The sequence below is a fragment of the Lacticaseibacillus zhaodongensis genome (genome assembly GCF_009687905.1).
Lineage (GTDB): Bacteria > Bacillota > Bacilli > Lactobacillales > Lactobacillaceae > Lacticaseibacillus > Lacticaseibacillus zhaodongensis.
Window position 1 is genome coordinate 1 of record NZ_BLBG01000019.1, and the last position, 25,607, is coordinate 25,607.

The following is a 25,607-nucleotide window of genomic DNA, read 5'->3' on the forward strand; positions in this document are numbered from 1 at the left end:
AACAAAAAGACCTCCTATCATGGAGATCTTCCCGAATGATATATTTATTCTTCAACACCAGTTGGCACAGACCCACTATTGGCTGCCACAGAATCGAGATATCTGGCAACCAGAACTTGGACAGTTGTTTGGAGATATTGGCTTGTCTCTTGAGGACTCCGAAGTTAAGAAAATTTTTGGCGAATTAGTTGAATCACACGAGCGGACTAGCGATTCTATTGCAATTTTAACCAAACATATTGGTGATTTAACCCAGGTAGCGAACGGACTTGCTGATTACCAACATTTTGTGAAACGTCTCGATGAAGCAATCAATTCGTTCATCAACCTGGACTTGGTAAAAATTCCAGCCATAATTTTTACGGGAACGGCAGATGAATTGGCGACCGTTTTTGAGAACTTGAATAAGACCGGTACAAAACTTACAAAATACCAAGTTTTCTCGGCATCTTGGCAAGACCAAATGCTAACTTTAGATGGCACAAAGCTGTCTACTTCGGTTCTGGACATTCTTTCAAAACGTTATGATGAGCTTCAGTCAGATAAAGACAACGGCCGGGGGTTGGAGATCGACGGTTACGATACTGACACATTCAAGCAGAAACGACAGGTAAACCTTGCTGAGTTTGCGTATGCTTTGGGAGCTTTAATCTTGAACGAAGTACCATCTCTATACAAACCTGACGATGATGCCAGTCGAGATGCACGGGATACCATCGGATTTTATGCATTAGCAATCGCAACTGGAACAGATAATCGACACCTTGAAAAAGCAATTGATCACATTCAGTTTGTTCAGAAGCACCATAGTGAAATTTTGTCGGAAATGGTTTCTATTGCAAAAAACATTAACGCCCCCTTTGACAGGTACTTAAAAAAGCCCGCGTTTAACAATGCAAGACATCCTTCAAAAACGAAGAGTTTTGAAAATGGAATGAATAGTGATCTGAAGTTTCTTTCTTATATTGCGGCAATGTGGACTGCTAGAGACGACAACAATGAACAGCAACTGACTTTAGGTAATTTACCTGCTTATTTTGTCGAAGATGATTTGAAGAATTCGTGGAGTGGTTCGGGGGACTCGAAACTGGCAACTTATTATCCTAATGATTCGAACACCGGAGCCCCAATTGCTAATTACCTCACGCCTCGAACCAAGGAGCAACTCAAAATAACTTTTGACTCATGGCTTGAGGATGACACATCTACTGCAAGTTTAACTTTCTCGTCGCGTATTAAGTGTCTTGCAACCATTCACGCGAATTGTAGTTATGCCCCATTCATACAGCCCGGGAATAAGGTCGATTTTGAACATATAATTGCAAAAAAATTGATGAATACACACTTAGACAATGGTAAGCTTCTGTACACTGATAAGCTTTTGTGCGGAGGATCAATTGGCAATATTATGTTGCTAAATTATGCAAATAATCGAGAAAAGCAAACTAAAAACCTTTGGGAAGATGCAGCAGATGACAAATCAAAGTCGCAGAATGCATCTAAGGAAATTGTTCAAGATGAGGAATATCGCAAAGCACTTGCCTATCCTTCCGAATCCGATTTAGCAGCAGCGCAGAATGCGTTAAGGGAATTCAATGTTGATAAGGCTAAGGCCATAATTGTGGATCGTGGACACAAGGTAATGAAAGTGATCGCTGAAACTTTAGGTAAGTGATGATGGCTTAACATCATCAGTTTTGAACTGATAAGATTACTTATTAGACGAGCATAGTGGTAGCCGTTTGACTGAAGCATCTGGACCTAATGGTTTGGATGCTTTTGTTACGCACTGATGTTTTACGTGTGAGTAGGGTGAAGTTGGCTCATATAGCGCAAGACGTACTTATTGTTAAGTGATATTGTTGATCATCTTGAATAAAAGCAACACAGTTAAGCTGGCCGATGCTTGATGGTCCAAAGTATGTTGGTATCAAGAATCTTACTAGGTCGTTGCATTTTGTCAACTGCCAGCATATACTGAACGTGTGAGATTTTTTCTCACGGAAGGGATGGACTAGCAATGCTGATTGAATTCAAAGTTGGTAATTTCCGCTCATTTGACTCTGTACAGACTCTATCCATGGTTGCTGCTGATAGCCATAATTTACGCAAAATTGCGGTTCAAACAGAAGCCGATCTCCCGCTGCTTAAAGTTAGTGGTATTTATGGCGCTAATGCCAGCGGGAAAAGCAACTTGTTTACAGCTTTAAAATTCTTGCGGACACTGGTAATTAGTTCATTTCAGAACAGTGACCCACTGTCAAAAATCAATGTGCAACGGTTCGCATTAAAAAAGCAATCATTGAAAGACGTTCCCGCAATTTTTGAGGTTTCATTCACTGCGGGGAGTAAGGGCAACGTTAAGATTTATACCTACCATGTAGAGTTAGTCCCCGAGCGCATTCAGAAAGAGCAATTACAGATTGATGGAGAGGAGACCTTTTTACGCAACGGCCAGAATTTTGACGTAGATGAATCGCAAGTTCCCGAATCAGCTACTAAACAGCAACTGACCAAACCAAATACCCTGTTTATTTCCGTGCTTGCTGCGACGAATACGCAGGTTGGGTTAGACGTAATGAGCTTCTTCAGAAATGAAATCGTGCCGGTTAACGGCCTTGAGAATAAAATCGAACCAGCGACTAAAGAGATGCTCGAAAGCACAGACAAGATCTTACTGCTGAAACGACTTCACGAGGCCGATTTAACAATTAATGACGTCAATGTTGAGCACAATCAATTTTCAATTTTGGATGAAGATAACAATAAGGTTGATTTGCAAAAATTACCGCCACGGCTCAGAAATCAGGTTTTGAGTCAAAGCACTCGCATCAAGAGTACGCATAATGTCTATGACGATGAAGGTAAGGTGGTCGGCAAGCACGACTTCGACATGGAAACAGACGAGTCGAAAGGTACTCAGATCTTTCTAAACGTTCTGGGACCAATTTTGTCGGCTCTTGAACAAGGTAAAATCGTCTTGGCCGATGAATTTGGCACGGCGATGCACCCGCTAATGGCTGCGTACCTCATCAAACTGTTCCAGAATGAGCAGAATACTAATTCAGCACAATTGATCTTCAACACCCAGGATGTCAGCACCATGGATCACAAGACTTTGCGGACAGATCAAATTTGGTTTGCCGAGAAAGATCGACAGGAGGCGACGCGCTTGCTTTCCTTAAGCGATTATCGGCGTAATGGTAAACCGATTCGTTCAGATCTGGTTTACAACCGTCAATATCTGCGCGGATCGTTCGGCGCAATCCCAATTATCCGTAAGCATCCGGTAGGTGAGGGCGATGAGTAATAATTTCAAAAAGCGCTTTGCACGCACGAACCGCAAAGCAGTTAATCAGATTGAACCCATTTTGATTGTATCTGAAGGAACCGAAACTGAGCCGAATTATTTTCGTGGCTTTCAAACGTATATTGAACCAACCATCAAAGCGGTAGGGACGGGTACTAACACGATTGATGTCGTCTACAGGGCAATTGATGAAAGAGACCGGGTAAAGGACAATCCTGACAAGCGTTACGACCAAGTGTGGTGCGTTTTTGACCGTGATCAGTTTCCAGCCGAACGCTTCAGGGAGGCGATCAAGTTGGCCAATCAGGAAGGAATTCATTTGGCATATAGCATCGAAAGCTTCGAGCTATGGATACTGTTTCATTTTTCATATTTTGAGAGTGAAATTGGCCGCAAAGCGTACATCCAGAAGATCGATGGCTACTTTAAGAAGCTTGGATTTGCTCCGTATGCGAAAAATGACCCGGACATATATGCCAAGCTTCTGGATTTTCAGCACACCGCTTTAGCCAACGCCGAACGGCTAGAGGAAAAGCAGCAATCGGAGCCGGATATATTAAAAAGAGACCCGATCACGACGGTCAACCACTTGGTGATGGCGCTGAACGCGATGGGTAAGGATCGATTTAAAGCTTAGGGCAGAAGTATTTTAAAACGGCTTTGTTGTGCAGAGTCATTTTGAATTGGCATAATACGTGTATCGTTGCTCATCGAGTGATGGAAAGTCACGCCTGATTCATAAGAAATGACATCTGTCAGCGAGAAAGGCCCTCTGAAGAAGTGTTTGTCTCATGACGGGATGTTGTTACTAAAGTAGTTGGACTCAAGTAGTCTGATTGCTTTTTGTTTTTACACTCGTATTCCGTGAGGAGACAGCTAAATAGTTACATTGTTGGCCGCCCAGATCAAAGTTCATGGCTACAGGACGACGTCTGCTCATTGTGCAGAGTGGGGGGTCACTTGAGCGCGGGAGGTCTTAGTCTGCATTAGGCCTACGTAGGCTATTTAACGGTTGTGTAAGAAGGGGCTTTAGACATTAGAGAGTAAGACCAGCATAAAGTGCACTGAGATTTCGAATTGGTGGTGATTCGGCTATGTCGCGCAACTGTGGTTCGGCCGGGCTGGACACCATCAGAAGTGACGAGATAAAAAAGCAGAACCCCCAAGTCGGACATTTATGGGTCCAGCTTGGGGGTTCTGGTGTTAAGCTGCTTGTGATTGCAGGTAATTAATAATGTTGCAGGAAATTTTGCCAGTCAAAGTTTACTTCAGCGTGAGTGAAACATAATTGGCGTCAATGTACTGATCACCACCGAGGTTGTAATATGTTGTGCCGTTTGCTTTGTACGTGTTAGTGAACACTTTCCAATTAGTTTGGCCCATCAGTTTCTTCGCGGATCCGACCTTGTGGTGAGTTTTCTTGGCCTCAACAGCGTTGTATTTTACCGGTTTGCCTGATTTCGTCCAAATCTGAATACCATATCCTGCTGGGTAGTTGACGTGGATCGTCCCCATCCGCCCATTAGATGGAACTGGCATGATGAATACAGACCGAATCGGAGCGTCCTCAAAAGAATCCGTTAAGTTCATGGTTCCATCGTAAGTAAACTTGGCTTCATCGACATCGATGTTGGCATTTTCCATTTCCGCGTCTGTTGCAAGGCGATACCCGCTTGGGATTTCTTTTGAATCCAGGATTAGATCCTCATACATGGTTTTTTCTTTGTACGTCGTGGTTTTGATGACCTTACGATTAAGGGTTTCGTAATTTACCTTAACGGGTATAGGTGACTCATCAGGGATATTGTTTTCCTTCACAATCGAAGCCTTAACAACATTCTGATTCGTGTTCGTAGCGATAACAGTTCCCAGTGTGGCCGAACTCAACAATAGTAAGCCGGCAAAAACACCGGTGATCTTCTTATTTAGCATATTAATCTCCCCCAAAAATGTTTTGGTACACAACAACATAAAATTTAAAGAATACGCTTACATGATACGCCATCATTATCGCTGGATAAAGCAGTATTCGCGGAGTGACTATTGCCGTACAAGAACGTGATTGTAAAAAGGTACGACAGCATATTTTGAGGAGACAGCTAAATAGCTACATGGTTTGAGTGGAGGTTTTTGGCTGCCCAGATTAAAGTTCATGGCTGGTGGTTGGCTGGTGCCGCTTGGTGAGATGCATAATGGTGTTCGCGTGGTCACAGAAGAGTTGCGACTGCATCAGATCCACGCCAGACCACTGATTGGTGGCAGAGAATGGACGTCAAGGACGGAATTGGTGAAATTGGCGGGTGCGCGCGGCCAACGCAAAGTGCACTGGAGACTTCATGCTGAGGGGTGTGCAGCTATTTTGCGCAATCCTGTACCGGCTGCTGAGGTCACTAGCAAATTTTGCTTGCGCACAGATGGGCAGGTCGGCAACTAAGTAATACAGTATAATCAAGCTGTAAAGACGGAAGTATCTCTGCTGAAAGGGCGGACGCCAAAATGACCAGATCAATGACCTACGAAGAACGCGTTAAAATCGTGAAGTACTGCTTAGCCAATGGGCGGCACCTGACCGCCACGGCAGCAAAGTTCAACGTGACCTACCAGCAGGTCCGCAGCTGGGTCGTGAAGTATGAAGCGGGCGGTGAAGAAGCACTAAGAGATATGCGGGGACACCACAAGACCGATGACCAGCTGACGGAAGTGGAAAGGCTGCGGCGTGAGACTGCGCGGTTGGAGCGGGCCATACGGGATGAGAAGGCGATTCGGATGTTTCGGGAAAAATTGGAGGCGCTGGAGGAGAAGGGGCAGTGACTCTTCGTACACTGAATATGCTCGGTGATTGTGGCTTATATTAACGGAGCAAAGTGTCTTCGGAAGTCACGAGGTTTTCACCGAAGTTAAGTAGAAACTCCAATTCGAATTACATTAAGCTAGGACTGAGTGAGCGCAGAGCGAAAACAGCTTCATAACTTGACTGCCGCCGTTATGGATTGTTTGAATGCAACTTGGGAGATTCGGGGAATACTTAGTCGGTACTTGTATAAGCACTAAAGGTCAACACGGGTTATAAATCAGTCATGGAGGGGCCGAAAAGCCGCTCCATTTTGATTTGTCAATGTTGTTTGAGTGAGGTTGACAATTAACGTCTGCTAATCAAACGTTATTGACCAGGCTTCGATTAGTGCAACCCCTGATTTGTACAACCCGCCGCAGATGATATGATGATTGTAGAGATTGAGTGGAGGGGATTGCATGCTTACCAAGCGGCAAACAGACATGCTACGCGATTTAAGGAGCTTTGAAGGTGAATTCGTCAAAGCGACTTATTTTGAACAAAAGTACAACGTCAGCACAAGGACCGTGCGCAATGATATCAAGGCGTTGAAGCGGTATGCCCAGACGCTTCCTGGCTTTGAAATCAAGTCGGTGACTGCTCACGGAACGGTCCTGAACGTTTTGAATCGTGCTGAATACTTAGCAACTTTTGATGATGATACTGAAGAAGAGAGCTCAAAGCGCAACCTTGGCGGTCAAGACGAGCGAGTCTACCGAATCATCTCTGAACTATTTCGGCAGAAGGAGGGGATGTCGGCGATTCATCTAGCCAGCCGCCTGTTCGTGTCCAAAAGTACACTTCAAAACGACATGCACCTCGTCAAGACGATTCTCAGTAAGTACGACATAGCCCTGGTCAACCACCGTGGCAGTGGTTACCAGGCGGTTGGTGATGAGGTTAACATTAGGCGCGCGATTCGTGAGGAGAAGCTGGACTCATTACCATATGCTGGCAATCTGCTTGAGAATCCTGAAGAGATTTCACACAGTTTGGAGTCAATCGGGCGCATCGTTGTCGAAGAATTGAACAACTATCAGATTAGAATCTCGAACGTCTCACTGCAGAACCTGATTGTGCACTTGAAAATCATGGTGACCCGTATTCACGAGGGCTTCGTCATCAACGATGTGTATCCAGATCAGTTGGTCGACGAGATGAGCAAGGAGATTACCGTTGCGAAGGCTATTCTGGGCAAGATTGCTAGCACGTTCGGCTTCTCCTTACATGATTCGGAAATCAAGCGACTGGCGCTCTACCTCAAAGGTAAAGCCGATTACTCGGATGCATCCTATATCTCTGAGGACGTGGATAAGTTCGTGATCGCTGGGCTTGAACAAATCGACCGTAAGTTTGGTGTGAACTTTGCGGATAACATGCAGCTGCGTATTGCGCTAGCGCTGCACATCATCCCTCTGCGAATTCGCCTTGAGTACAACATGCAACTTGAAAACCCATTGTTGGATACAATCCAGAAATCCTACCAAATTGCCCTTGATATGGCTGCCGTGTTTGGTTACGCCCTGCAGGAGACTTTTGGCTACCGTTTGTCCGAGGGGGAAATCTCTTACTTTGCACTGTACTTCAACCATGCGTTGATTACGGATCAAGAGAAGAAAAGTGCTGGGTCCGTCCTAGTGATTAGTTCCCTGAAGCGTAGTGAAAACCTATTGCTGAGTGAGCGGCTGCGCTATTGGCTCAGTAATAGAAACGTAAAAATCGACATCGTACCGAGCTATGAGGTGGATCTTAAGCAAATTGATCAATATGAAGTTGTTTGCTCGACTGAGGAGAACCAGTTTGTCGCGGCTGGCTTAGCAATTCCCATCTCTAACTTTCCCACAGAGGCGGATTACAAGCGAATCGCAATGGCACTTGATGGTTATTCTTCAAAAGAGGGCATCATGAGCCTATTTAAGGAAGCGAATATCGTAATCGGATCCCTTGGGAACAAAAAGGACATTATCCGGAAGTTAAGCACCATGATTATCAATCAAAATCCTGAGACGAACGTGGACTTGTACCATGAAGTGATGTTGCGAGAAGAAATGGGTGGAACCTACTTCGGTAACGGTGTGGCAATCCCGCATACGATTCATCCGGTTTTGGACCAGACGCAGATTGCGGTGGCGATTCTGCCTGCTGCGATTGCGTGGGATGACAATGACAGTGCTGCACAGATTGTGATAATGGTCAGCTTAGAGAAGAACAATCCCAAGGCTTTTCGACTTTGGCAGTATCTGTCAGCGTTTACAGGTTCACCTGATCTGATTCAAAACGTGCTCCTGCACCCAACGAAGCTCAACTTCAGGAAGCAGATGGAAAGTTCGCTGGACCGGCTCGGCCAGAAATTGCCGGAACATTAGTGCAATAAAACTATATTTAGATGATGCATTAGTGCAATGCTTGCACTAGTGCATTTTTTAGTGCAATAACGCGAGGCGCAGCAGTTCTCCGCACATGGTATCTTGATTATGGAAAACGAAGTGAGCCTCGTTGAGCTATCAAGTTTGGGCTCACGAACAGGAGGGATAGTATGGCAGGAACACGGAATGATTCAGAAGAGTATCACAACGGTTTTTTGTTGGCGAGTCACGGCCCGCTTGCACCAGGTGCGTTGAGATCCGCCGAACTGATTGTTGGCGAACTAGCACCAGAGCAAGTTAGTGTGCTGCAGTTGGATCCGGGTAACGATTTGCAATTATTCGAGAAGCAGATGCGCACGACTGTTGAACAACTTCTTGTGCATAACGACCACGTAATCATCGTTACTGATCTGTTAGGGGGAACGCCCAACAATGTAGCTTCGAAGATCTTCCTAACCAATCAACAAGTCGAATTGGTAACGGGACTGAATCTGGGTTTGTTGCTAGAGCTGTTCGCAAAGAAGGACACGCGGATTGTTTTAGACGCAGTGGTTGCGGCTGCCCAGAAGGCAATTAGGAACATGAATGAACTTAGGCAGACTGATAAGCAGGAGGCAGAAGGATGGCTATAGAATTTGCAAGAATCGATGATCGTTTGTTGCATGGCCAAGTGATGACCGGGTGGGTGACCAGATACAGCATTGAACAGGCCATCATTATTGACGACAAAATCGCCAAGGATGAGATGCGCCAGTCAATTTTAAAGATGTCCGCACCCGAGGGTGTCCGCGTTGTGTTTTTTACCCCAGATAAATTCGTTGAGGTGTTCAAAAAAGCACAAATCAAGCGGCGGACGATGTTACTTTTCACTGGCCCCGAGGCGGCGTACATCTGCTTGAAAGGTGGCGTCAAGATTGAGTATCTGAACGTCGGCAATATGAGCAAAACTGATGATAACAGCAAGATTACCGTCGGGGTTGCCGTTACCGACGAGGATCTGCACTACTTCAAGCAAATAATTGATTTGGGAATTAAGGTTGAGATTCAGGGTGTGCCAGCGGAAAAAAAGGTGAACATGACGCAGTTCATTTCTGAGTCGTAATAGGAGGTAACAACAATGTTGGGTACAGCTCTCTTAGTGACATTAGTGGGCATTATTGCCACCATTGACTATAATGGCCCGCTCCTGATGATTCATCGTCCCCTAGTAGTTGGAGCGATGGTCGGCGTGGTGACTGGTAATCCCACGCAGGGTTTGATTATTGGTGCCACACTGGAACTCATGTGGCTTGGGGTAACTGGTATCGGTGGATACACACCACCTGACACAATCTCGGGTGCTGTCATCGGGACCGCCCTGGGAATCTTGGCCGGAAAGGGTGCCACTGCTGGAATTGCGATTGCCGTACCAATCTCGGTCATCACGCAGCAACTGGATGTTTTGGCCAAAACGGCGGACATCTTCTTCGTTCGTAAAGCCGACCGCGATGCGGCTGCGGGTAATCCCGCACACATCGGGCTCTGGCAGTATTCTTCACTGGGTATTATCGTTCTGTTCGAAGTTGTACCAATTTTCATCGCCGTCATGGTTGGTGGATCGTATGTAAAACAGCTATTTGACATTATTCCACCGGTAATTATGAAAGGGCTTACGGTGGCAGGCGGCATTTTGCCAGCTTTAGGGTTTGCCATGCTTCTGAACATGATGCTGAAGAAAGGCATGTGGGTTTACCTCCTGATTGGCTTCACCTGCGCTGCGTTTGGCGGGATGTCAACCATTGCCATCACGATGGTCGGAATCGTTGCAGCTTACTTTGGTCCGCTCATCACCAGTTTGGCCCGCAAGAAGACTGTTCAGCCTAATGCTGCTGCAGAGACTGAACAAAATACAAGCAGTTCGGATGATGATGATAAGGAGGATTATGACCTATGACTGCCAATAAAACTAACGACACCGAAAGCAGCGTAATCACCAAGAAAACCTTGCACCATATGTTCTTTCGCTCACTGATGTACGGGGCTTCCTGGAACTACGAGCGGATGCAGAACCTGGGCTTTCTGTACACCATTTTGCCTGCACTCAAGAAGATTTATGTCGGGGACAAACCGGGCTTGGCGACAGCGATGAAGCGGCACCTGGAATTCTTCAACACCCACCAAAGTGCACAGCCATTCATTCTTGGGGTCATCACCGCGCTGGAAGAGAAAGAGAAAAACAAGAGCGCCGAGACGATTAGTGGGCTCAAAGTTGGGCTCATGGGTCCCTTATCTGGTTTGGGTGACAGCCTAATCTGGCTGACCTTGGTACCAATTTGCTTTAGCTTGGGTGCCTCATTCGGTAAGCAAGGCAACTTCCTAGGAATTGCGATTGCGCTGATTCTGGTTAACATTATCAATCTCTCCATTAAATACTTCGGCCTTCAGTTTGGCTACCACAGTGGTTCTGAGTTCTTCACGAAGGTCGAGGCAAATGGGGATATGGATCGCATCACCAGTTCCGCGACTGCACTCGGATTGGTGCTGGTCGGTGGATTAATCGCCCAGATGGTCGCAGTTAACATTGCGTGGACGTTTAAGCAGGGCGGTTTGACCGTTTCCGTTCAGAAACAGATAAATGACTTGATTCCTGGCTTCATTCCGATGGGCGTAACCCTGCTGTTGTACAAGTTCATTCATAAGGGTAAGAGCCCGGTTATGCTGATTCTGGTGACGATGGTTGTTGCGATTGCATTGACTGCCTTGGGTGTGTTGAAGTAGGAGGTACTAATGAAGCTTCGATATCTGAAGAGTGCTGACAACTGGAATGAGGCGTTACCGATTGGGAACGGCCATCTGGGCGGCATGATATACGGTCGCCCAGTGCACGAGTTGATCTCGCTTAATGACGAGCATCTGTGGTACCGCGGCAAAGTGGACCGTAATAACCCTGATTCAGCCAAGCAGCTGCCCAAAATTCGCGAATTGCTGATGAGCGGCAAAGTACACGAGGCAGAGGAGCTCATTCGTCTGGCTATGTTCGCAACTCCGCGCGATCAAAGCCACTATGAAACGATGGGTGAGTTGTTCATCGACATGCTTAATCTGGATGATACCAAGATTAATGATTACAGTCGGCAATTGGACTTGGAGACCGCCGTGCACACGGTTCGGTTCAGAGCCGCTAACAATGAGTACTCCAGTCAGACTTTTGCCAGTTTTAAGAGGAACGCTCTATATACGCAAATCACGGCAAATGGTGGGACACTAGACTTAAACATTACCCTGGGGAGGCAGAAACGCTTCAGCGATGGCATCAGCAAGTATCACAATCAGGGCATCATCATGACTAGCCGCACTGGTGGCAGTAACGGCGTCCGATTTAAGACCGGCTGTATTGTCAGCAAAACCGATGGTGCAGTGAGCGTAATTGGCGAAACAATTGTGGTCCGCAAAGCGACGTACGTGCAGTTAGCGCTGACTGCTGCGACAGATTATGCGACGGCCGATGGTCAGAACGCAATCTTTGGAAAGCTGGATTCATTGCAGACGGTTGATTTTGCTGATGAGTTGCTAGCAAGTGAGTCGTGCTACCAGGACCAGTTCAAACGAGTAGCGCTTGACTTGGGTACTGATGATGACTGTGGGGATACTGCCAGTATGTTGACGGAAGCTCGAAATGGTCAGCGTAGTCCCCAGCTGGTGCAGACCTTGTTCGACTACGGCCGTTACTTGTTGATTTCTGCCAGTCAGCCAGGTGGATTGCCAGCCAATCTGCAGGGACTCTGGACGGACCAGATGAATCCGATTTGGGGATCTAAGTACACCATTAACATCAACACAGAGATGAATTACTGGCTTGTCGGGCCATGTGATCTCCCCGAAGTGGAGCTACCCCTGTTCGACATGCTGGAACACATGCGTGAACCTGGTCGCGTCACGGCGCGGAAAATGTATGGTGCGCGCGGTTTCACGGCGCATCACAACACTGACGGCTTCTTCGACACCGCGCCGCAGTCCAAGGCAATTGGTGCCGCGGTCTGGCCGCTCACGGTGCCATGGTTACTGACGCACATCTGGGAGTACTACAACTATTTTGGCGATGTTGAAGTGGTCGAGAAGCATTACGACATGTTCAAAGAAGCCTTCGCATTCTACAAGGATTACTTGTTTGAATACAAAGGCTACCTGGTCACCGGGCCATCAGCATCACCGGAAAATCAATACTTTTTGCCTGATGGGACGGCTGCGAACGTGACGATTGCGCCGACAATTGACGGTGAAATACTGCGCCTGTTCTGCGAGGCTTGTCTGGATTTTGCAGAGCTAATGCATGACGACAGCGATTTTGCCGATGACGTGCGAGCGGTACGTGAGAAGCTGCCCCCAATCAAAATTGGCAAGCACGGGCAGGTTCAGGAGTGGCTAGAAGATTACGATGAGGTCGAGGTCGGCCACCGGCACATTTCACCACTCTTCGGCCTGCATCCCGGCCATGAAATTGACGTTGATAAAACACCGGAGTTGGCCGCGGCTGCGAACGTGACAATCAAGCGGCGGTTGTCGGGCGGTAAGTACCTAGATCAATCCAAGCGCGACCAGGCGGTTAACGACTGGCTGAGTACTGGCTTGTTCAGCGGGACCAGAACCGGATGGAGCCTAGCGTGGTTGGTACACTTTTTCGCCCGCCTGCGTGAAGGTAACCAGGCGTACGACGAGTTGCAGGGGATGATTCAACACTCCCTCCTGCCGAATTTATTCTGTGACCACCCGCCGTTCCAGATCGATGGCAACTATGGTTTTGTCAGTGGTCTGTGCGAAATGCTACTGCAGAGCCAAGGTGATGAAATCATTGTACTGCCTGCCTTGCCAGATGAACTTGCAAGTGGTTCGTTCAATGGCTTACGCGCACGCGGCGGAGCTAAGATTTCGGCAAAATGGACGGATCATGTACTGAGGAAGGTTTTGGTTCACGGACGTGCCGGCAGTGAAGTCGCGATTCGGGTGCTGGCTGATGTGTCAGTTAGCGGGCGCGAGGAGCACCTGGAGATTCAGTTAGATGAAGAAGGAAATGGGGTAATTAAGTGGTAAGAGCACACGTCACTACACTTGGCTAGGAAGTCTATGCGCAATAACTATCACAGTCAAATATTTAACACTGGCCTAAGTTCTCAATCTTTGAGATTTTAGGCCTTTATTGCGTTCATACATCCAAGAAATTTTAAGGGTAGTTGAGGATAATTGAGTGGCACAAAAAAAGCTCTAATTGCTATAGATTTAGACTAGTTACAAGAATAACAATGCATCGCTGCATGTGAAAATATATCCTGTATCTCGCAGATATAGGTAAAAGTACGCAGTAACAACTGTCAGAACATAAGTAGCTGTAATACTTATAGGACATCTTCAATTAACAACTAATACTCGTCATCAATTAGTTTACTTACATCCTTAAATTTGAAACTTATGAATGATGTGAGAATCACACATTGTTGTTTTTCGTGGCTAGTCTACTTAAGGGCAACACAAAATGGTAAATGAATTGCATGTAGCCTTTGTTAACACGTAGGATTTTTTGATTGCTGTCATCTATAAATTGCCTTTTCTGTATAAAAAAGTGCGAATCTGTAATGCCGTTTCTAATGGTATATGGCTGGTCGTTGAGCTGCAAATGCTCGGTACTAATGAATTTTTCAACGCCGTTAACAGTGATGTGATTTTTCGATAATCGTAGGTTACGCTCTATCATCAAGAAGAATGTCACATACTTTGCTGGATCAAATCCTATAACTGGTGCCATCGAATCAATTTTGACTTTTGTGCTGTCGCTTAATCTGTTTTTCCAGGTGTATCCAAATATAAGGGCATTTTGAATCTTATTGACATTATCGTTTGCTACTGAGAATGCTGCTTGAGTAAGACTAGCATATCTTTGCATATCGTATCCATGGCAGTGATATAAATCGAGAACCATCTTGAAGTACTCTAACAAGGCTTGACCATCATTCAAAAGAATAGATTCAATCTTACTATCCACGTACTCCGGTACGGGAATGTTGATGCCCGAGACTGGAGCCTTGCTGTTCCAATCGGTAGACTTATTGTATTTGTCAACACTAAATAGTTGGATTTTACTAGCGTTAAGGTTTAAGCCAAACGCCCATAACTTTGAGCTGATTTGTTCAATTAATGAATTTACGTTTGAATCTGAAAAATGCTCTGGCAGTTTAATGTACATATCGTCGACATACCGAACAATCTTTAGCTTGTCCTTCTTTGCAATTTTTTCGAGAAAATCAGTAAATTGTACCAAGTATATTTGTGATAGCACAGAGGTAGCGGTAGATGATTGAGACTGGGGCAAATTAGAATAGTCACTAGCATTCATAAATTCCAGTATGTTTGTAAGTTCGTCTGGAAGCATAATTCCCTTGTTCGTGCAAATCTCTTGCACTTGTTCTCTAAGTCTGTTTCGAGTAATTCCAATAAAAAAGTTTTGTATGTCTAACTTTAACACTCTCGAGCCACGATATTTTGCTCGCTCGTGCTGAAATGCGCGATAACTATCCTTATAAATTGCGTTTCGACTTAAATTTTTACCACTAAAATCAAGTCTACCCGCATAATAGACTTTCACATTCGTTGTGGAAAAATCTAGAATTGAAGAAGACGAGGACGTTTTGAAAAGTTTGAACGCAAGCATGAACGTTTGGTACGTTAGATAAATGTATGCCTTAGGATCCATAAGAATACTCATCCTAGGCGTCATATAATCACTCTTGTAGAGAAAATCTCTTACTAATGAACAATGCTTCGACTGAGCAGTTCGAAATGTTGTTGTGTAAAAAGATAGATTGTGCCGTGACAATTTTCTTCGTCGGTTGTTTTTCCTTAAGAACCGGTTTAGAGCCATAAATTGAATCTGATACGGAATGTGATTACCTTGAAACTGAATATAATCTAATGCTAGTCTAAGAATTCTTTTTCTACTATTGTTTGTCTTCATAAGATGTAGTACCTACAAATAGTGAAAATAATGCCAACCAATATTATTACGTTAATATAAATTAGAACATTATCTAACGAGAAATCTTTTGCCTTTGAATGTGGCCCTTTTTCTTTAGATTGTATATATCGTGCATCATCAAGTGGGGTATGATTTTCACTGCCTGATAAACTAATCTGGTAGCGTCGAATTAGCTCGTGGACTAGTCGTTCTTTTTCATTGAAGGCGTAACTGGTTTGGCTCATTATAGCCTTCAAATCGCTCCGCATACTCTCTATTTCAAGTTGCTGATAATGTAACTTCAGGCTCCGAGCGCTATAGTCTCTTGTTCCAAGAAAGTATTGCAAAATTAACACATATGCTGAATAGCACGCTGAGATGATTTTAGTTGATTCATCATCCTTGGATTGAGCAAAGGTGAGAAATAAAAAAACCACCGCGACCGAATTCATGAATAACATTAATACCGACCACTTTTCGTCATAGCTCTTCAACCGTTCCGAGGCATTTATTCGATTGTGTCTGGTTCGGTCCCATCCTGATAGTTTTTTCTCAATGGAAAGCTTAAGGGCCTGTTCCTTGTCATCTGAAGTTTCATTTGACTGGCTATGCTCCGATGTACTTTGGCTATTCATTTTCTACCATCCCTTCATCATTTGATAAGGAAATATTTCAAAGAAAATATGATCTGGATGCAATGATCTCGAAATTGCACGTCTTATTTCAGCGCGGACATTGACAAGTATAATCTATTTGCATATCAGCAGTCACATTATGTAGCGTCACAACTTAAGCTTCTTCAAACAACCTCCACTAGTAGCTTTGCACCAGTATACAAATATCAATATGCGCGTGCTTAACTGTTAATCACTTGAAGCCTTGTCACGATGGCATTATGCTAACTGCATCGCGCGAAGACAGCGGTAAAACGATTAGTTCAATATTTTTTATTTCCAGCAACTATATGATGATACGAATTTAATTAATCGTTAATCTTGAAAAATATCCTGCAATCGTTGAAGCGACCTCTAAGCGTCCACGAGAAAGCACAAGATTGTGGGGGGTGCTAAGATATATTTTTCTAGTCATTCTACTTGGTCTTAGTGAAAGTAGTTTAATCCCACTTAAATCAACATATGGCCACGAATATCGTGGCACATAGCAAATCCCAATCCCTGCACGCACCATCCCCACAATCGTTGCCCGGTCTCCCGTAGCGAACGACGGCTGGATGTTGACTCCATCGTGCTGCAATGTCCGCAGCACCAGCTCGCGCAGTGGATTGGGTTCCGTACATATTAATTGTTCCTGCGCAATATCAGCGGCCGTGATTGTCCCAGCGGTCGCTTTTTTGGCTAGCTGCGAATCTGCAGCAACGCCAAAACAGATTTCTTCGCTCAGCAGTAGCTGGTTCTCATTGCCCTTGACCGGGTGGGTGCTGAACTCAAAATCATAGTGGACCAAGGCGTTGTTCTCGAGGCCGTGCTGGATCAGGCGGATAGATACGTCAGGCACAGTCTTTTTTAGGTGCTGCAACAAACCGGGAATCATGGTCGTGGAGCTTTCGATCCGAATGGTCACCTGGTTGGCATTAGTCGCTGTGTAGTGGTGCAGGTCATCGATGCCTGCCTTGAGCGTCCCCAGCGTGGCGTTGGCGACCTTCAAGAAGCGCTCGCCAGCCATGTTCAGTTCCAGGGCGCGCCCGTTGCGGGTAAATAAAGGTGTTGCTAGTTCCGTTTCCAGTTCGTGAATGGTGCGGCTCAGTGAGGGCTGAGCAATATGTAGGTTTTTGGCGGACCGCGACATGTTCTGGGTCGTGGCGACGTCGACAAAGTATTCTAGTTGCGTTAAGCGCATGGCGGCTCCTTTCCGCTTATAGCATTAATGTTATTGACTACCCCAATAATTATATTTCTGTTACTATGGGAAATGCAATACAATAATGCCATTGAAGATTAATCTTCTAATTCAACTTTTAGCAGGAGGTAGCAATGGCATACATACGTGAAATTGAGGATCCACAGGCAACACTGGCTGCTGCGGTTGGTTTTGCCAGCACCAGCACCAATCTCGACCAGCGCGATTCGGCGTGCAAGTACATTGGTAAGTTATTAGAGAATAATTGCGGCGCAACGGTCGAATACGTGCCAACCGGTGGGGCACCAGCCATCTCCGCAACGATTCCTGGGACGAGCACCGACACAATTTTGTTCTACGGTCACTATGACGTGATGGATCCGGGTGCCCGGACAGACTGGAACAGTGATCCCTTTCAGCTCACCGTACGCGAAGGTCGTTTGTTTGGTCGCGGCACTGGCGACAACAAGGGCCAGCTGCTCGCAGTGATCAACGGGCTCAACCGCTTCTTGGTCGCACATCCTGACCACCAGCAGACGATTCAGTTACTGATCGAGGGTGAAGAGGAGCAGGGCAGCGTGCACTTGGCCGCGACCGTGCAGAAGCTGCGCGATAAGCAATTGTGCAACGTGCGTCAGGTCGTAGTTGTTGATGGCTCGATGAGTGCGAGCGGCGACCACGTTTTGCGTCTGGCCAATCGTGGTTTGTTCGGTATCAAGTTGCATATCACGACCGCCACGCACGCAAACCATTCCGGAAACGCGGGCAACGTCCTTGATAATCCCGTGCTGATTTTTCAGCGGATTTTGGACCATCTGTATGACCCCGAGGACGGCCAGGTGTTAATTCCTGGCTTCTATACTGGGGTTGAGGAACCGACAGCCAGTGATTGGGCAGCAATCGACCGCTTACCCTTCGATGCTGAGCAGACAGAGCGGGTATTTGGCGGATCATTGCTAACCAAAGACAAGCGTGAATACTACCGCCGGCTCATGTTTCAGCCCAGCTTCAACGTTTCTGGAATCGAATCTGGCTACAACGGCGCCGGAATCAAGACCATCATCCCCGGCGACCTGACCGCCAGCATCAACATGCGCCTGGTCGGCCACCAGAACCCGGCGAATATTGCGGCTAACTTGGCGGACGTCCTTGCCCCGTTCGTGGCGGCAGGCGTACTGACCTACGAATCGACTGGGGACATTCCGCCGGCAACGACGAAGGCCACCCCGGACGAAATCACCGTTTTCCAAAATGCAGCGCGGCGGGCGGGAGTTCAACTGCTGATCGAACCCTGCATGCCGGGGACGGTCCCGAACTACGTGTGGACCGACATCTTGGGGGTGCAGACCTTCACCTTGCCACTCGCAAATTTTGACCAAAACAACCATAGTAATAACGAAAATATCACGAAAGCGGCGTTCCAGCAGGGGATTGACCTGATTGAAGCGCTCGCCACTGAATACGAAAATAATAGGAGCTGAATTTTATGAGCAAAACTAAAACACCCGCGCGTGCGCGGCTAACATTCATCATGATCTACATAGGTTACATCATTTGTTTTATCGACCGGTCCGCAATCAGCATTGCGCTCTCGTACATTGGTAAGGACTTACACCTCTCCACCGCAACGCTTGGGGTGGTGGCCAGCGCGTTCTTCTTCAGTTACGCGCTGATGCAGATCCCTGGTGGTTGGCTGACCGACAAGTTCGGAACCTACCGCACCGTGCTCGTGGCAATCGCCATGTGGTCACTTTTTACCGTGCTGACTGGGTTTGCCTGGTCACTCGGCGCACTGATCATCATCCGGATCCTGTTCGGAATCGGTGAGGGGGCATATCCTTCTGCCAGCCTGAAGCAGATTACTGAGGAGTTCCCTTATGAACAGCGCTCGGCCGCGACCTCCAGCACGATTTCTTCTAATTATGTGGGTGCTGCGATTGCACCAATGATCGTTGCCCCATTCATCGCCACACTAGGCTGGCGGGCTGCCTTCCACACGATGGGTATCATCGGCATCATCTTCGTTATCGTCTACGCTTTTGTGCTGCGGCCAAAGAAGCAGGCCCAGGCAGCAGCGGCTGGCGTTGCAGGCAAGAAAGTACCTTGGAAGCAAATCCTGACTAACGGCATGCTGTGGAAGTTCTTCCTGGTTGTCTTCGGTCTGTCAGTCATCACCAAGGGGCTGGATTCATGGATGCCAACCTACCTACTGCAGGCGCGGCACATCACCCTCGCCGGTATCGCCTGGATGGTGCCAATGCCATCGATTGCTGCCGGGATCGGTGCCATTGCTGCAGGCTTCATCATGACCAAGTGGTTCAAGGGCCACGAGAAGCTGATGCTGGCGCTGACCAGTCTGTGTGCAACGATCTTCATGTTTGGCATGTACATGTCAACGAGTGTGGGCGCAGTGATTGGTTTTGAAATCGCGACTTACTTCTTCAAATCACTGGCTTTTGCAGGCACCTTCTCTCTGTTTGCGGAACTGGTTGCTAAGGACGAATACGGCTCAGCGGTCGGGATCGTTAATTTTGGGGGCCAGATCGCTGGCTTCATCGCACCAATCGTCATTGGGTACATGGTCACGCTGTTCAATGGTTCGTACTCGGCTGCGTTTCTGTTCATCGTGTTCGCCGCGGCCCTGGCGTTTGTCAGCTCACTGTCCATCAGTAGCAGCAAAATCAAGGAACGCAAGGCAGCCGTCTCAGCTAGTGATTCAGTTAAACTTGCGGAAGGGGAAGAATAATGAAGATTGTGAAAGCTGTACTGCGCAAAGTCGATATTCCGTTGCGGGCGCCTTTTGAGACTAGTTTCACCCGCATGGACGCGAAGAAGACCATGCTGCTGGAACTACATGATGCAGACGGCACGGTTGGTTACGGTGAAGTGTCCGCGTTCGATATTCCTTTCTATAATGAAGAGTTTCGTGACGGGGCGTGGGCGCTGCTCAAGGAACAGATGTTACCGAAGTTGATCGGGCGGGAAATTGCGCACCCTGATGATATGTATGCTTTGTGTGCGGAAATCCGCCGCAACAACATGTCCAAGTCGGCAATCAACTGTGCCCTCTGGGATATTTATGCTAAGCAGCACGGCCAGTCCTTGGCGCAAGCGCTTGGCGGTGACAAAACCAAGGTCGAGACCGGCGTCAGTATCGGCGTACAAGAGAGTCCCGAGGCGCTGGTTAAAGTGGTCGCGGGTTACATCAAGCAGGGCTACCGCCGAATCAAGTGCAAAATCAAGCCGGGAAAGGATTATGATTACCTGGCAGCGGTCCGGGCGGCCTTTCCCGAGGCAATGCTGATGGGGGATGCGAACTCAGCGTACCGGCGAGAAGATTTTGCCATGCTGAAGCGCCTTGACGACCTGAACCTGATTATGATCGAGCAGCCACTGGAACCAGGTGACCTACTGGACCACGCCGACTTGCAGAAGCTGATCAAGACGCCGGTGTGCCTGGACGAGAGCGTCACCTCGCTTGATGACACGAAGAAGATGATCCGGCTGGGTAGCGGTAAAATCATCAACATCAAGGTGGCCCGCGTTGGCGGGTTGACCGTGGCGAAACAGATTCAGCAATTGGCCGCGGACAACGGCATCGAATGCTGGTGCGGTGGGATGATTGACTCCGGTGTTGCTCGCGCCGAGAACGTTGCCGTGGCGACCCTGCCGGGGTACACGCTGCCGAATGACATCGCTGCGTCCGGGCGCTATTTTGAGCGGGATATCATTAAGCCGGAAGTTAAGCTTGATGGGACCTTTGTGGATGTCACGGAGACGCCGGGGATGGGTTACGCCATTGATGAGGATAACCTGGCGGAGTTTACGTTGGGGACGACGGTAGTGGAATAGTAGTTTCACCTTGACGATTTCGTAATTGAATACGGATTGGGAGCTCCGTCGACGATGGGGCTCTTTTTTGCGAGCAATTTACTGCCGAGAATCTGTTAAGTTGTGTCGAAGTTCAATTTTGCTATCAAACTATGCGAGTTACGATGACATTTTGCATGGATGGGGTTCTCGTAATAATCTTCTCCAGGTATCTTTACAAAGCTAACCAACTAGGCCTAAAATCAGCTGAAACATTAAAGTGCAAGCGGATTCTGCTGAATGACGTTAACAGTGCTAAAGTGCGATAGTTATGCTAAGGAGGGGATTCTAATGGTTAGGTCGTTTGCTCGCGTCGCAATTGGGGCGGCGCTTGTGCTGGTTCTGGGTGGCTGTGGTCAGCAAAGTGCCAAGACCGCGCAGTCTGCGTCTGCAGTGAAAACGCAGAAGCGTGCGAAGGCAAGTTACAAGCACCCAAAGACGGTGGCTAGCTCCAAGTCCGGCTCGGTGAAGCAGGCCAGTTCACAGTCGAGTTCGGCGTCATCTGCCAGTTCGCAAGCAGCACAGAGCTCGGCGCAAAGTTCAACCAGCTCCAGTAGCAGTGCGACCGAACGCGTTGATGCAAAGACGGCGGGGATTTTTCTATGCATGTACTAGCGGCCGGACTTCGTTCAAACCTATATTGGATCAGGACTGTGGTCTGGCATTATGGGGGACGACGGTAATGGTGTTCCCGCCGGCTACAGCTATATCAGTGCGTATGGGGCTGCAACGAGCTTCATTGCCTACAGCGTTAGTGGCGACGTCATAACCTACAAGTACATTGATGATACTAACTCCAAGACTGAAGCGGAGGCACCGCTGGTAACCCAAACCATTTCGCTTGCGCGACTGGAGAAAGATTATTACCAGACAGTTAGCCAGAAGAATGTTGTTAGGGCTTACGCGGCGAAGTTGAAGGCGTAGTAAGTCAAGAACAAGATTTCGCAGCAGAGAATTAACGTGGGTTTAAGATATGGTGCTGCCGAGTTCCTCATGGTTCGGCTGTTACCTGCCTATTAGATTATTCAAAGGTTCTGAGAGTATTTGCTTTGTTACTAAGGAAAATTGGAGGGTAACATGGACATTCAGGAATTATGGGAGTGGCTCGATAAGCCCGAAGATGATCGCCATGATTTTAAGGAGTGTTGGTACAAACCAGGTCAAACAGAAGAGTTTGTAAAAGACATCTTTAGCTTCGTTAATGTTACCCATCACGATGATTGTTTTTTGATAATTGGTGTTACTGACCAGGTGCACAGTGTGACAGGTGTAGAAAACGATCCGAATAGGATGACTCAACAGAATCTTATCGACTTTATTCATACACTGCCTATTGCAGGGGAGTATGTCCCACAATTGAAGCTGGAGACCGTAGTCTGGAACAATAGTCACTCTGTAGATGTTATTCGAATTGTTAATACAGACAATGTTCCGGTTTTCCTGAATAAACGTTGGAACGCGATTGGCAACAAGCTAAATGCCGACGCAACTGTTAAGATGGGGAAGATTTATACCAGAAACGACATCAGGGAGGAACAAGTTTTTGCGCGGGAAGGTGATGTGAATACTGCTCGTGACAAAAATGCGGAGTATCACCAAATTGAACAACTTTGGCGCAAACATTTTCGCATTGATCAGCCAATCGCGGAGAGATACAAGTACGTCTTGAGTAACACTGATAACTGGTCATATTACGAGAACGAAAAGACTGGTTTTCTGTACAATCTAGACCCAGATTTTAACATGGTAATCGAGTCTGATGACGACCCTGTTGCAGAAGCAGAATCGTTTTCAATTAACTTCGATGACCCAAGGATAGAGTGGGAAACGCTTAATCTTAAATTTAGGCAGATAACAATTGCTAGAATGCAACTTGCTTCACTAGATGGCGCCAGGCTAACTTTCGTAGTCCCGAAGGTTACTTCTCCTGACGGTTTGGAAGCAAAACATTTCTATCGATATTACGTGGAAGGAACGCTAGAGGCTGCAGTTCAAAATCTCCTTTGCAAGCATGGCCTGATTCCAGTAAGCAATGCCGACATCATCACTTACAATAGAAGCATTGTCTGGTTTGAGTCGGATGCAGAGAAGGACGCTACTAATAAAAAGTTGGCGCAGGACATCTATGAGCTAGACAAATCAGTTGAGACCAATGCCAAAGAAATTAACTCACTGCTAGCTCATTTAAAAACCCGGATTTCAGAGACTAGCCAAGATGTAACTGAAACGGCAGCGGATGCGTTTCTTCGCGAGAGCAACGCTGGAAAGTATGCAAAGAGGTTGGTTGCGATGGCTCGATTGAAAAACAATCAGGAATAAAAATAAGCCGTTGGCAAACCCGGAGTTTGTTTCCAGTCAGACGATGAAATGAAGTATTAGACATCTTTATGCTAATCTTAACGGCATGATTCCTGCACACAGCCGGAGCCAGGCCCTTTTTTAATTTGGTAGCCTGTATACGATGACACGTTAAATTGGCGAGTTTATAGCATAAATTGTGAACGTCTGTCACTGTCTTGGATTTCCATTACCACACCCGTTGTGCCTAAAACAACTTTTGAACGATTCCAAATTAGTTTTGGTTTCTACAAATAAAAGTGTGATGATACAGACTAGCTGCAACCCAGGATGGAAGATATAAATGTGTTTTTAAAATTATCTGTCAGCATCTCTCGTGTGGTGACAATTTCATCTTATGCACCGCTTTCATTTGGCCTATTCAGTCAGTATAATGGTCTTATTAGCTTTCCCCACATCTTAATAACCACCTGTATTGCTGCCTATGAGAGGACTACGAATAATGAGGGATATGACAAGTTTCAGATATCGGCCCGTCACCTCAAAACTTAACATTACTATGTTGGTCGGAAATGGCTTTGATATTCGAATGCTGAAGTATTTTGGGCGTTCTGACACAAGTTTTGCCGCGTTTTACCAGTTTGAGCGAGCCAGTCATCCCGACAAGATACGACATAACCACGTGCTACAAAGAATGCATAATGGCAGTGATTCCGCAGAACACGCTCCGGATACCCAGAATCAGGAGTGGAGCGACATTGAGGCTGCCATACTGAAATGCATGCGGGTTATTACCCAAAATAAGCGATTAGATAAAAATGGAAAGCAAATAGCCCTCGTAAAGTTGATTCAAGATGTCGATGAGGTGCGAGCGGACTTTAGTGACTATATTCGTGATGTGGTCACCCCAATCATTCTACGAAGTATCAACAAACATGCTAATCGACGACCAAATGGAGAGAGCGACTTTACACTGGATGATTTTGAACAGCAATTTAAAGCTGGACTGCAGATTCCTGATTTGTCTTCGAGTAATTTGAACACTCTACGTTCCTTTAGTGCAGATTTAAAAGAGTTTGCCACCCCAGATTTCCAAAGGCTAAACTTTGACGATGTTGCTAATCAGCATGATATTTTGGATATTGACGTATTCAATTTTAACTACACGACAATTCTGGATAATTATTTGGCTCTTAGCAAAGGAAATTTTGATCCCCACGTTAACTCGGAATCGTCAGCTAACTTTGGCTATTTCCCAAACGGCAACAACACTGAATATTATGATTACCTACTTTATAGTGTTGAACATCCACACGGTATATCATCAATCCCATCCAGTATGATGTTTGGAATCGATGACATTGACTTTGCTAATGCCGACGAAAATTCTAATCATATCAATGCAGATCGCCGGTACAATGGGGTTTATGGTGTTGAGCAGCTTTTGTCAAAGCCGTACCTTGTGCAAGACGAAATAAATTATCGTAGTCGACTTCAAGACACAGAACTGTTCATTGCGTTTGGGTTGTCCTTCGGTGATTCCGATTATTGGTGGTGGAAAAACATTCTGTTACGCATGAGCCAATGGATACCTCTGAGTAGTCTACAACCCCTGTATGGGGATTCTAAGCATCGAGCGGACAAGAAAACGGCTTTGCTTTACCAGCCAGAGTTAATAATTTATTCTTATTCGGAAAATCTCAATCATTGCACTAACAAACTTGCCTTTAGGGAAATCGAATCGTTACAGCGAGCCTACTGTCGTTTAGAGAAAGAGCTAGAACATGAACAAAGTGACTGGACCAAGAGAAGAAGCGCAAACACCAAGAGCAACAAGCATATGCCTAAAGACCCGGTTAACGCGGACTTGGTTGACAGGCGACTGGGGCAACCCAAATTTTCCAAACTTATTCCGTTCCAAGACATAGTCGAACGTATATACGTGATTCCCTTTAATGACAGAACTCTACTGCACTGTTTTGGCTTTTTGCAAGATCCATATGAACCTTAATCTACGATGTATATTTAATTCAAGCATGTTCTCGGATTTATGGTTGTTTACCAATAAATGTGTTTATGACTTCGTTAGGA

The 25,607-nt window shown here is 46.4% G+C and carries 21 protein-coding genes; 17 read left to right on the forward strand and 4 right to left on the reverse strand.

What is annotated here, in order from left to right; all coding sequences use genetic code 11:
• The 3 genes from GN107_RS09770 to GN107_RS09780 form a co-directional block, all read left to right on the forward strand.
• Window positions 1-1,675: hypothetical protein (locus GN107_RS09770; RefSeq protein ID WP_230679215.1), on the forward strand; the 1,675-nt coding region annotated here is incomplete at its 5' end.
• Window positions 1,676-2,020: 345 nt separating this feature from the next.
• Window positions 2,021-3,310 (forward strand): AAA family ATPase, encoded by a 1,290-nt coding sequence (locus GN107_RS09775; protein WP_155287709.1) that lies wholly within the window; start codon window positions 2,021-2,023, stop codon window positions 3,308-3,310.
• Window positions 3,303-3,947 (forward strand): RloB family protein, encoded by a 645-nt coding sequence (locus tag GN107_RS09780; RefSeq protein ID WP_155287708.1) that lies wholly within the window; start codon window positions 3,303-3,305, stop codon window positions 3,945-3,947. Before GN107_RS09775 ends, GN107_RS09780 begins: the two co-directional genes overlap by 8 nt.
• A gap of 626 nt (window positions 3,948-4,573) precedes the next feature.
• On the opposite strand, the gene GN107_RS09785 is transcribed toward GN107_RS09780, so the two are convergent.
• Window positions 4,574-5,242, reverse strand: a complete 669-nt coding sequence (locus tag GN107_RS09785; protein WP_155287707.1) for an SLAP domain-containing protein — start codon at window positions 5,240-5,242, stop codon at window positions 4,574-4,576.
• Between the two features lie 564 nt (window positions 5,243-5,806).
• On the opposite strand from GN107_RS09785, the gene GN107_RS09790 reads away from it, so the two are divergent.
• The 7 genes from GN107_RS09790 to GN107_RS09820 all read left to right on the forward strand — a co-directional run bounded on the left by GN107_RS09790 (window position 5,807) and on the right by GN107_RS09820 (window position 13,576).
• Window positions 5,807-6,121, forward strand: coding sequence for a helix-turn-helix domain-containing protein (locus GN107_RS09790; RefSeq protein ID WP_155287706.1), 315 nt, complete (start codon window positions 5,807-5,809; stop codon window positions 6,119-6,121).
• A gap of 441 nt (window positions 6,122-6,562) precedes the next feature.
• Complete coding sequence (locus tag GN107_RS09795; RefSeq protein WP_155287705.1) at window positions 6,563-8,509, forward strand: BglG family transcription antiterminator; 1,947 nt, start codon at window positions 6,563-6,565, stop codon at window positions 8,507-8,509.
• Window positions 8,510-8,679: 170 nt separating this feature from the next.
• Window positions 8,680-9,141, forward strand: coding sequence for a PTS sugar transporter subunit IIA (locus GN107_RS09800; protein WP_155287704.1), 462 nt, complete (start codon window positions 8,680-8,682; stop codon window positions 9,139-9,141).
• Window positions 9,132-9,611 (forward strand): PTS sugar transporter subunit IIB, encoded by a 480-nt coding sequence (locus GN107_RS09805; RefSeq protein ID WP_155287703.1) that lies wholly within the window; start codon window positions 9,132-9,134, stop codon window positions 9,609-9,611. The genes GN107_RS09800 and GN107_RS09805 overlap by 10 nt, the downstream gene beginning before the upstream one ends.
• Before the next feature lie 15 nt (window positions 9,612-9,626).
• Window positions 9,627-10,442, forward strand: coding sequence for a PTS mannose/fructose/sorbose/N-acetylgalactosamine transporter subunit IIC (locus GN107_RS09810; protein ID WP_155287702.1), 816 nt, complete (start codon window positions 9,627-9,629; stop codon window positions 10,440-10,442).
• Window positions 10,439-11,266 (forward strand): PTS system mannose/fructose/sorbose family transporter subunit IID, encoded by an 828-nt coding sequence (locus GN107_RS09815; RefSeq protein ID WP_155287701.1) that lies wholly within the window; start codon window positions 10,439-10,441, stop codon window positions 11,264-11,266. The genes GN107_RS09810 and GN107_RS09815 overlap by 4 nt, the downstream gene beginning before the upstream one ends.
• A gap of 9 nt (window positions 11,267-11,275) precedes the next feature.
• The gene (locus GN107_RS09820) at window positions 11,276-13,576 is read left to right on the forward strand and encodes a glycoside hydrolase family 95 protein (RefSeq protein ID WP_155287700.1); all 2,301 of its coding nucleotides are present in this window, start codon (window positions 11,276-11,278) and stop codon (window positions 13,574-13,576) included.
• Window positions 13,577-13,967: 391 nt separating this feature from the next.
• On the opposite strand, the gene GN107_RS09825 is transcribed toward GN107_RS09820, so the two are convergent.
• From GN107_RS09825 to GN107_RS09835, 3 genes are all read right to left on the reverse strand, one after another.
• A complete protein-coding gene (locus GN107_RS09825) occupies window positions 13,968-15,230 on the reverse strand; it encodes a reverse transcriptase domain-containing protein (protein WP_196246321.1) in 1,263 nt (420 codons plus the stop codon).
• Window positions 15,231-15,487: 257 nt separating this feature from the next.
• Window positions 15,488-16,126 carry an SLATT domain-containing protein gene (locus GN107_RS09830; RefSeq protein ID WP_155287698.1) on the reverse strand — a complete coding sequence of 213 codons (639 nt, stop codon included), beginning with the start codon at window positions 16,124-16,126 and terminating at the stop codon, window positions 15,488-15,490.
• Between the two features lie 343 nt (window positions 16,127-16,469).
• Window positions 16,470-17,348: a LysR family transcriptional regulator gene (locus GN107_RS09835; RefSeq protein WP_155287697.1), complete on the reverse strand. Its 879-nt coding sequence runs from the start codon at window positions 17,346-17,348 to the stop codon at window positions 16,470-16,472.
• Window positions 17,349-17,482: 134 nt separating this feature from the next.
• Here GN107_RS09835 and GN107_RS09840 point away from each other — a divergent pair, with 134 nt between their 5' ends.
• From GN107_RS09840 to GN107_RS09870, 7 genes are all read left to right on the forward strand, one after another.
• Window positions 17,483-18,829 carry a M20/M25/M40 family metallo-hydrolase gene (locus GN107_RS09840; RefSeq protein ID WP_155287696.1) on the forward strand — a complete coding sequence of 449 codons (1,347 nt, stop codon included), beginning with the start codon at window positions 17,483-17,485 and terminating at the stop codon, window positions 18,827-18,829.
• Between the two features lie 5 nt (window positions 18,830-18,834).
• Window positions 18,835-20,094 carry an MFS transporter gene (locus GN107_RS09845; RefSeq protein ID WP_155287695.1) on the forward strand — a complete coding sequence of 420 codons (1,260 nt, stop codon included), beginning with the start codon at window positions 18,835-18,837 and terminating at the stop codon, window positions 20,092-20,094.
• Window positions 20,094-21,200: an o-succinylbenzoate synthase gene (gene menC / locus GN107_RS09850; RefSeq protein WP_155287694.1), complete on the forward strand. Its 1,107-nt coding sequence runs from the start codon at window positions 20,094-20,096 to the stop codon at window positions 21,198-21,200. Before GN107_RS09845 ends, menC begins: the two co-directional genes overlap by 1 nt.
• 309 nt (window positions 21,201-21,509) lie before the next feature.
• A complete protein-coding gene (locus tag GN107_RS09855; protein ID WP_155287693.1) occupies window positions 21,510-21,833 on the forward strand; it encodes a hypothetical protein in 324 nt (107 codons plus the stop codon).
• Between the two features lie 51 nt (window positions 21,834-21,884).
• Window positions 21,885-22,142: an Lreu_0056 family protein gene (locus GN107_RS09860; RefSeq protein WP_155287692.1), complete on the forward strand. Its 258-nt coding sequence runs from the start codon at window positions 21,885-21,887 to the stop codon at window positions 22,140-22,142.
• 153 nt (window positions 22,143-22,295) lie between these two features.
• A complete protein-coding gene (locus tag GN107_RS09865) occupies window positions 22,296-23,537 on the forward strand; it encodes an RNA-binding domain-containing protein (protein WP_155287691.1) in 1,242 nt (413 codons plus the stop codon).
• Window positions 23,538-24,018: 481 nt separating this feature from the next.
• The gene (locus GN107_RS09870) at window positions 24,019-25,527 is read left to right on the forward strand and encodes an AbiH family protein (RefSeq protein WP_196246320.1); all 1,509 of its coding nucleotides are present in this window, start codon (window positions 24,019-24,021) and stop codon (window positions 25,525-25,527) included.
• The last annotated feature ends 80 nt before the right edge of the window (window positions 25,528-25,607 follow it).

What these genes read in the sequence shown, in the direction of transcription:
- GN107_RS09815 (WP_155287701.1), top strand. Translation starts at nt 10,439, where the DNA reads ATGACTGCCAATAAAACTAACGACACCGAAAGCAGCGTAATCACCAAG.
- GN107_RS09865 (WP_155287691.1), top strand. Translation starts at nt 22,296, where the DNA reads ATGGACATTCAGGAATTATGGGAGTGGCTCGATAAGCCCGAAGATGAT.
- GN107_RS09780 (WP_155287708.1), top strand. Translation starts at nt 3,303, where the DNA reads ATGAGTAATAATTTCAAAAAGCGCTTTGCACGCACGAACCGCAAAGCA.
- GN107_RS09800 (WP_155287704.1), top strand. Translation starts at nt 8,680, where the DNA reads ATGGCAGGAACACGGAATGATTCAGAAGAGTATCACAACGGTTTTTTG.
- GN107_RS09805 (WP_155287703.1), top strand. Translation starts at nt 9,132, where the DNA reads ATGGCTATAGAATTTGCAAGAATCGATGATCGTTTGTTGCATGGCCAA.
- GN107_RS09820 (WP_155287700.1), top strand. Translation starts at nt 11,276, where the DNA reads ATGAAGCTTCGATATCTGAAGAGTGCTGACAACTGGAATGAGGCGTTA.
- GN107_RS09790 (WP_155287706.1), top strand. Translation starts at nt 5,807, where the DNA reads ATGACCAGATCAATGACCTACGAAGAACGCGTTAAAATCGTGAAGTAC.
- GN107_RS09775 (WP_155287709.1), top strand. Translation starts at nt 2,021, where the DNA reads ATGCTGATTGAATTCAAAGTTGGTAATTTCCGCTCATTTGACTCTGTA.
- GN107_RS09835 (WP_155287697.1), bottom strand. Translation starts at nt 17,348, where the DNA reads ATGCGCTTAACGCAACTAGAATACTTTGTCGACGTCGCCACGACCCAG.
- menC (WP_155287694.1), top strand. Translation starts at nt 20,094, where the DNA reads ATGAAGATTGTGAAAGCTGTACTGCGCAAAGTCGATATTCCGTTGCGG.
- GN107_RS09795 (WP_155287705.1), top strand. Translation starts at nt 6,563, where the DNA reads ATGCTTACCAAGCGGCAAACAGACATGCTACGCGATTTAAGGAGCTTT.
- GN107_RS09830 (WP_155287698.1), bottom strand. Translation starts at nt 16,126, where the DNA reads ATGAATAGCCAAAGTACATCGGAGCATAGCCAGTCAAATGAAACTTCA.
- GN107_RS09870 (WP_196246320.1), top strand. Translation starts at nt 24,019, where the DNA reads ATGAGGGATATGACAAGTTTCAGATATCGGCCCGTCACCTCAAAACTT.
- GN107_RS09810 (WP_155287702.1), top strand. Translation starts at nt 9,627, where the DNA reads ATGTTGGGTACAGCTCTCTTAGTGACATTAGTGGGCATTATTGCCACC.
- GN107_RS09855 (WP_155287693.1), top strand. Translation starts at nt 21,510, where the DNA reads ATGGTTAGGTCGTTTGCTCGCGTCGCAATTGGGGCGGCGCTTGTGCTG.
- GN107_RS09860 (WP_155287692.1), top strand. Translation starts at nt 21,885, where the DNA reads ATGGGGGACGACGGTAATGGTGTTCCCGCCGGCTACAGCTATATCAGT.
- GN107_RS09825 (WP_196246321.1), bottom strand. Translation starts at nt 15,230, where the DNA reads ATGGATCCTAAGGCATACATTTATCTAACGTACCAAACGTTCATGCTT.
- GN107_RS09840 (WP_155287696.1), top strand. Translation starts at nt 17,483, where the DNA reads ATGGCATACATACGTGAAATTGAGGATCCACAGGCAACACTGGCTGCT.
- GN107_RS09845 (WP_155287695.1), top strand. Translation starts at nt 18,835, where the DNA reads ATGAGCAAAACTAAAACACCCGCGCGTGCGCGGCTAACATTCATCATG.
- GN107_RS09785 (WP_155287707.1), bottom strand. Translation starts at nt 5,242, where the DNA reads ATGCTAAATAAGAAGATCACCGGTGTTTTTGCCGGCTTACTATTGTTG.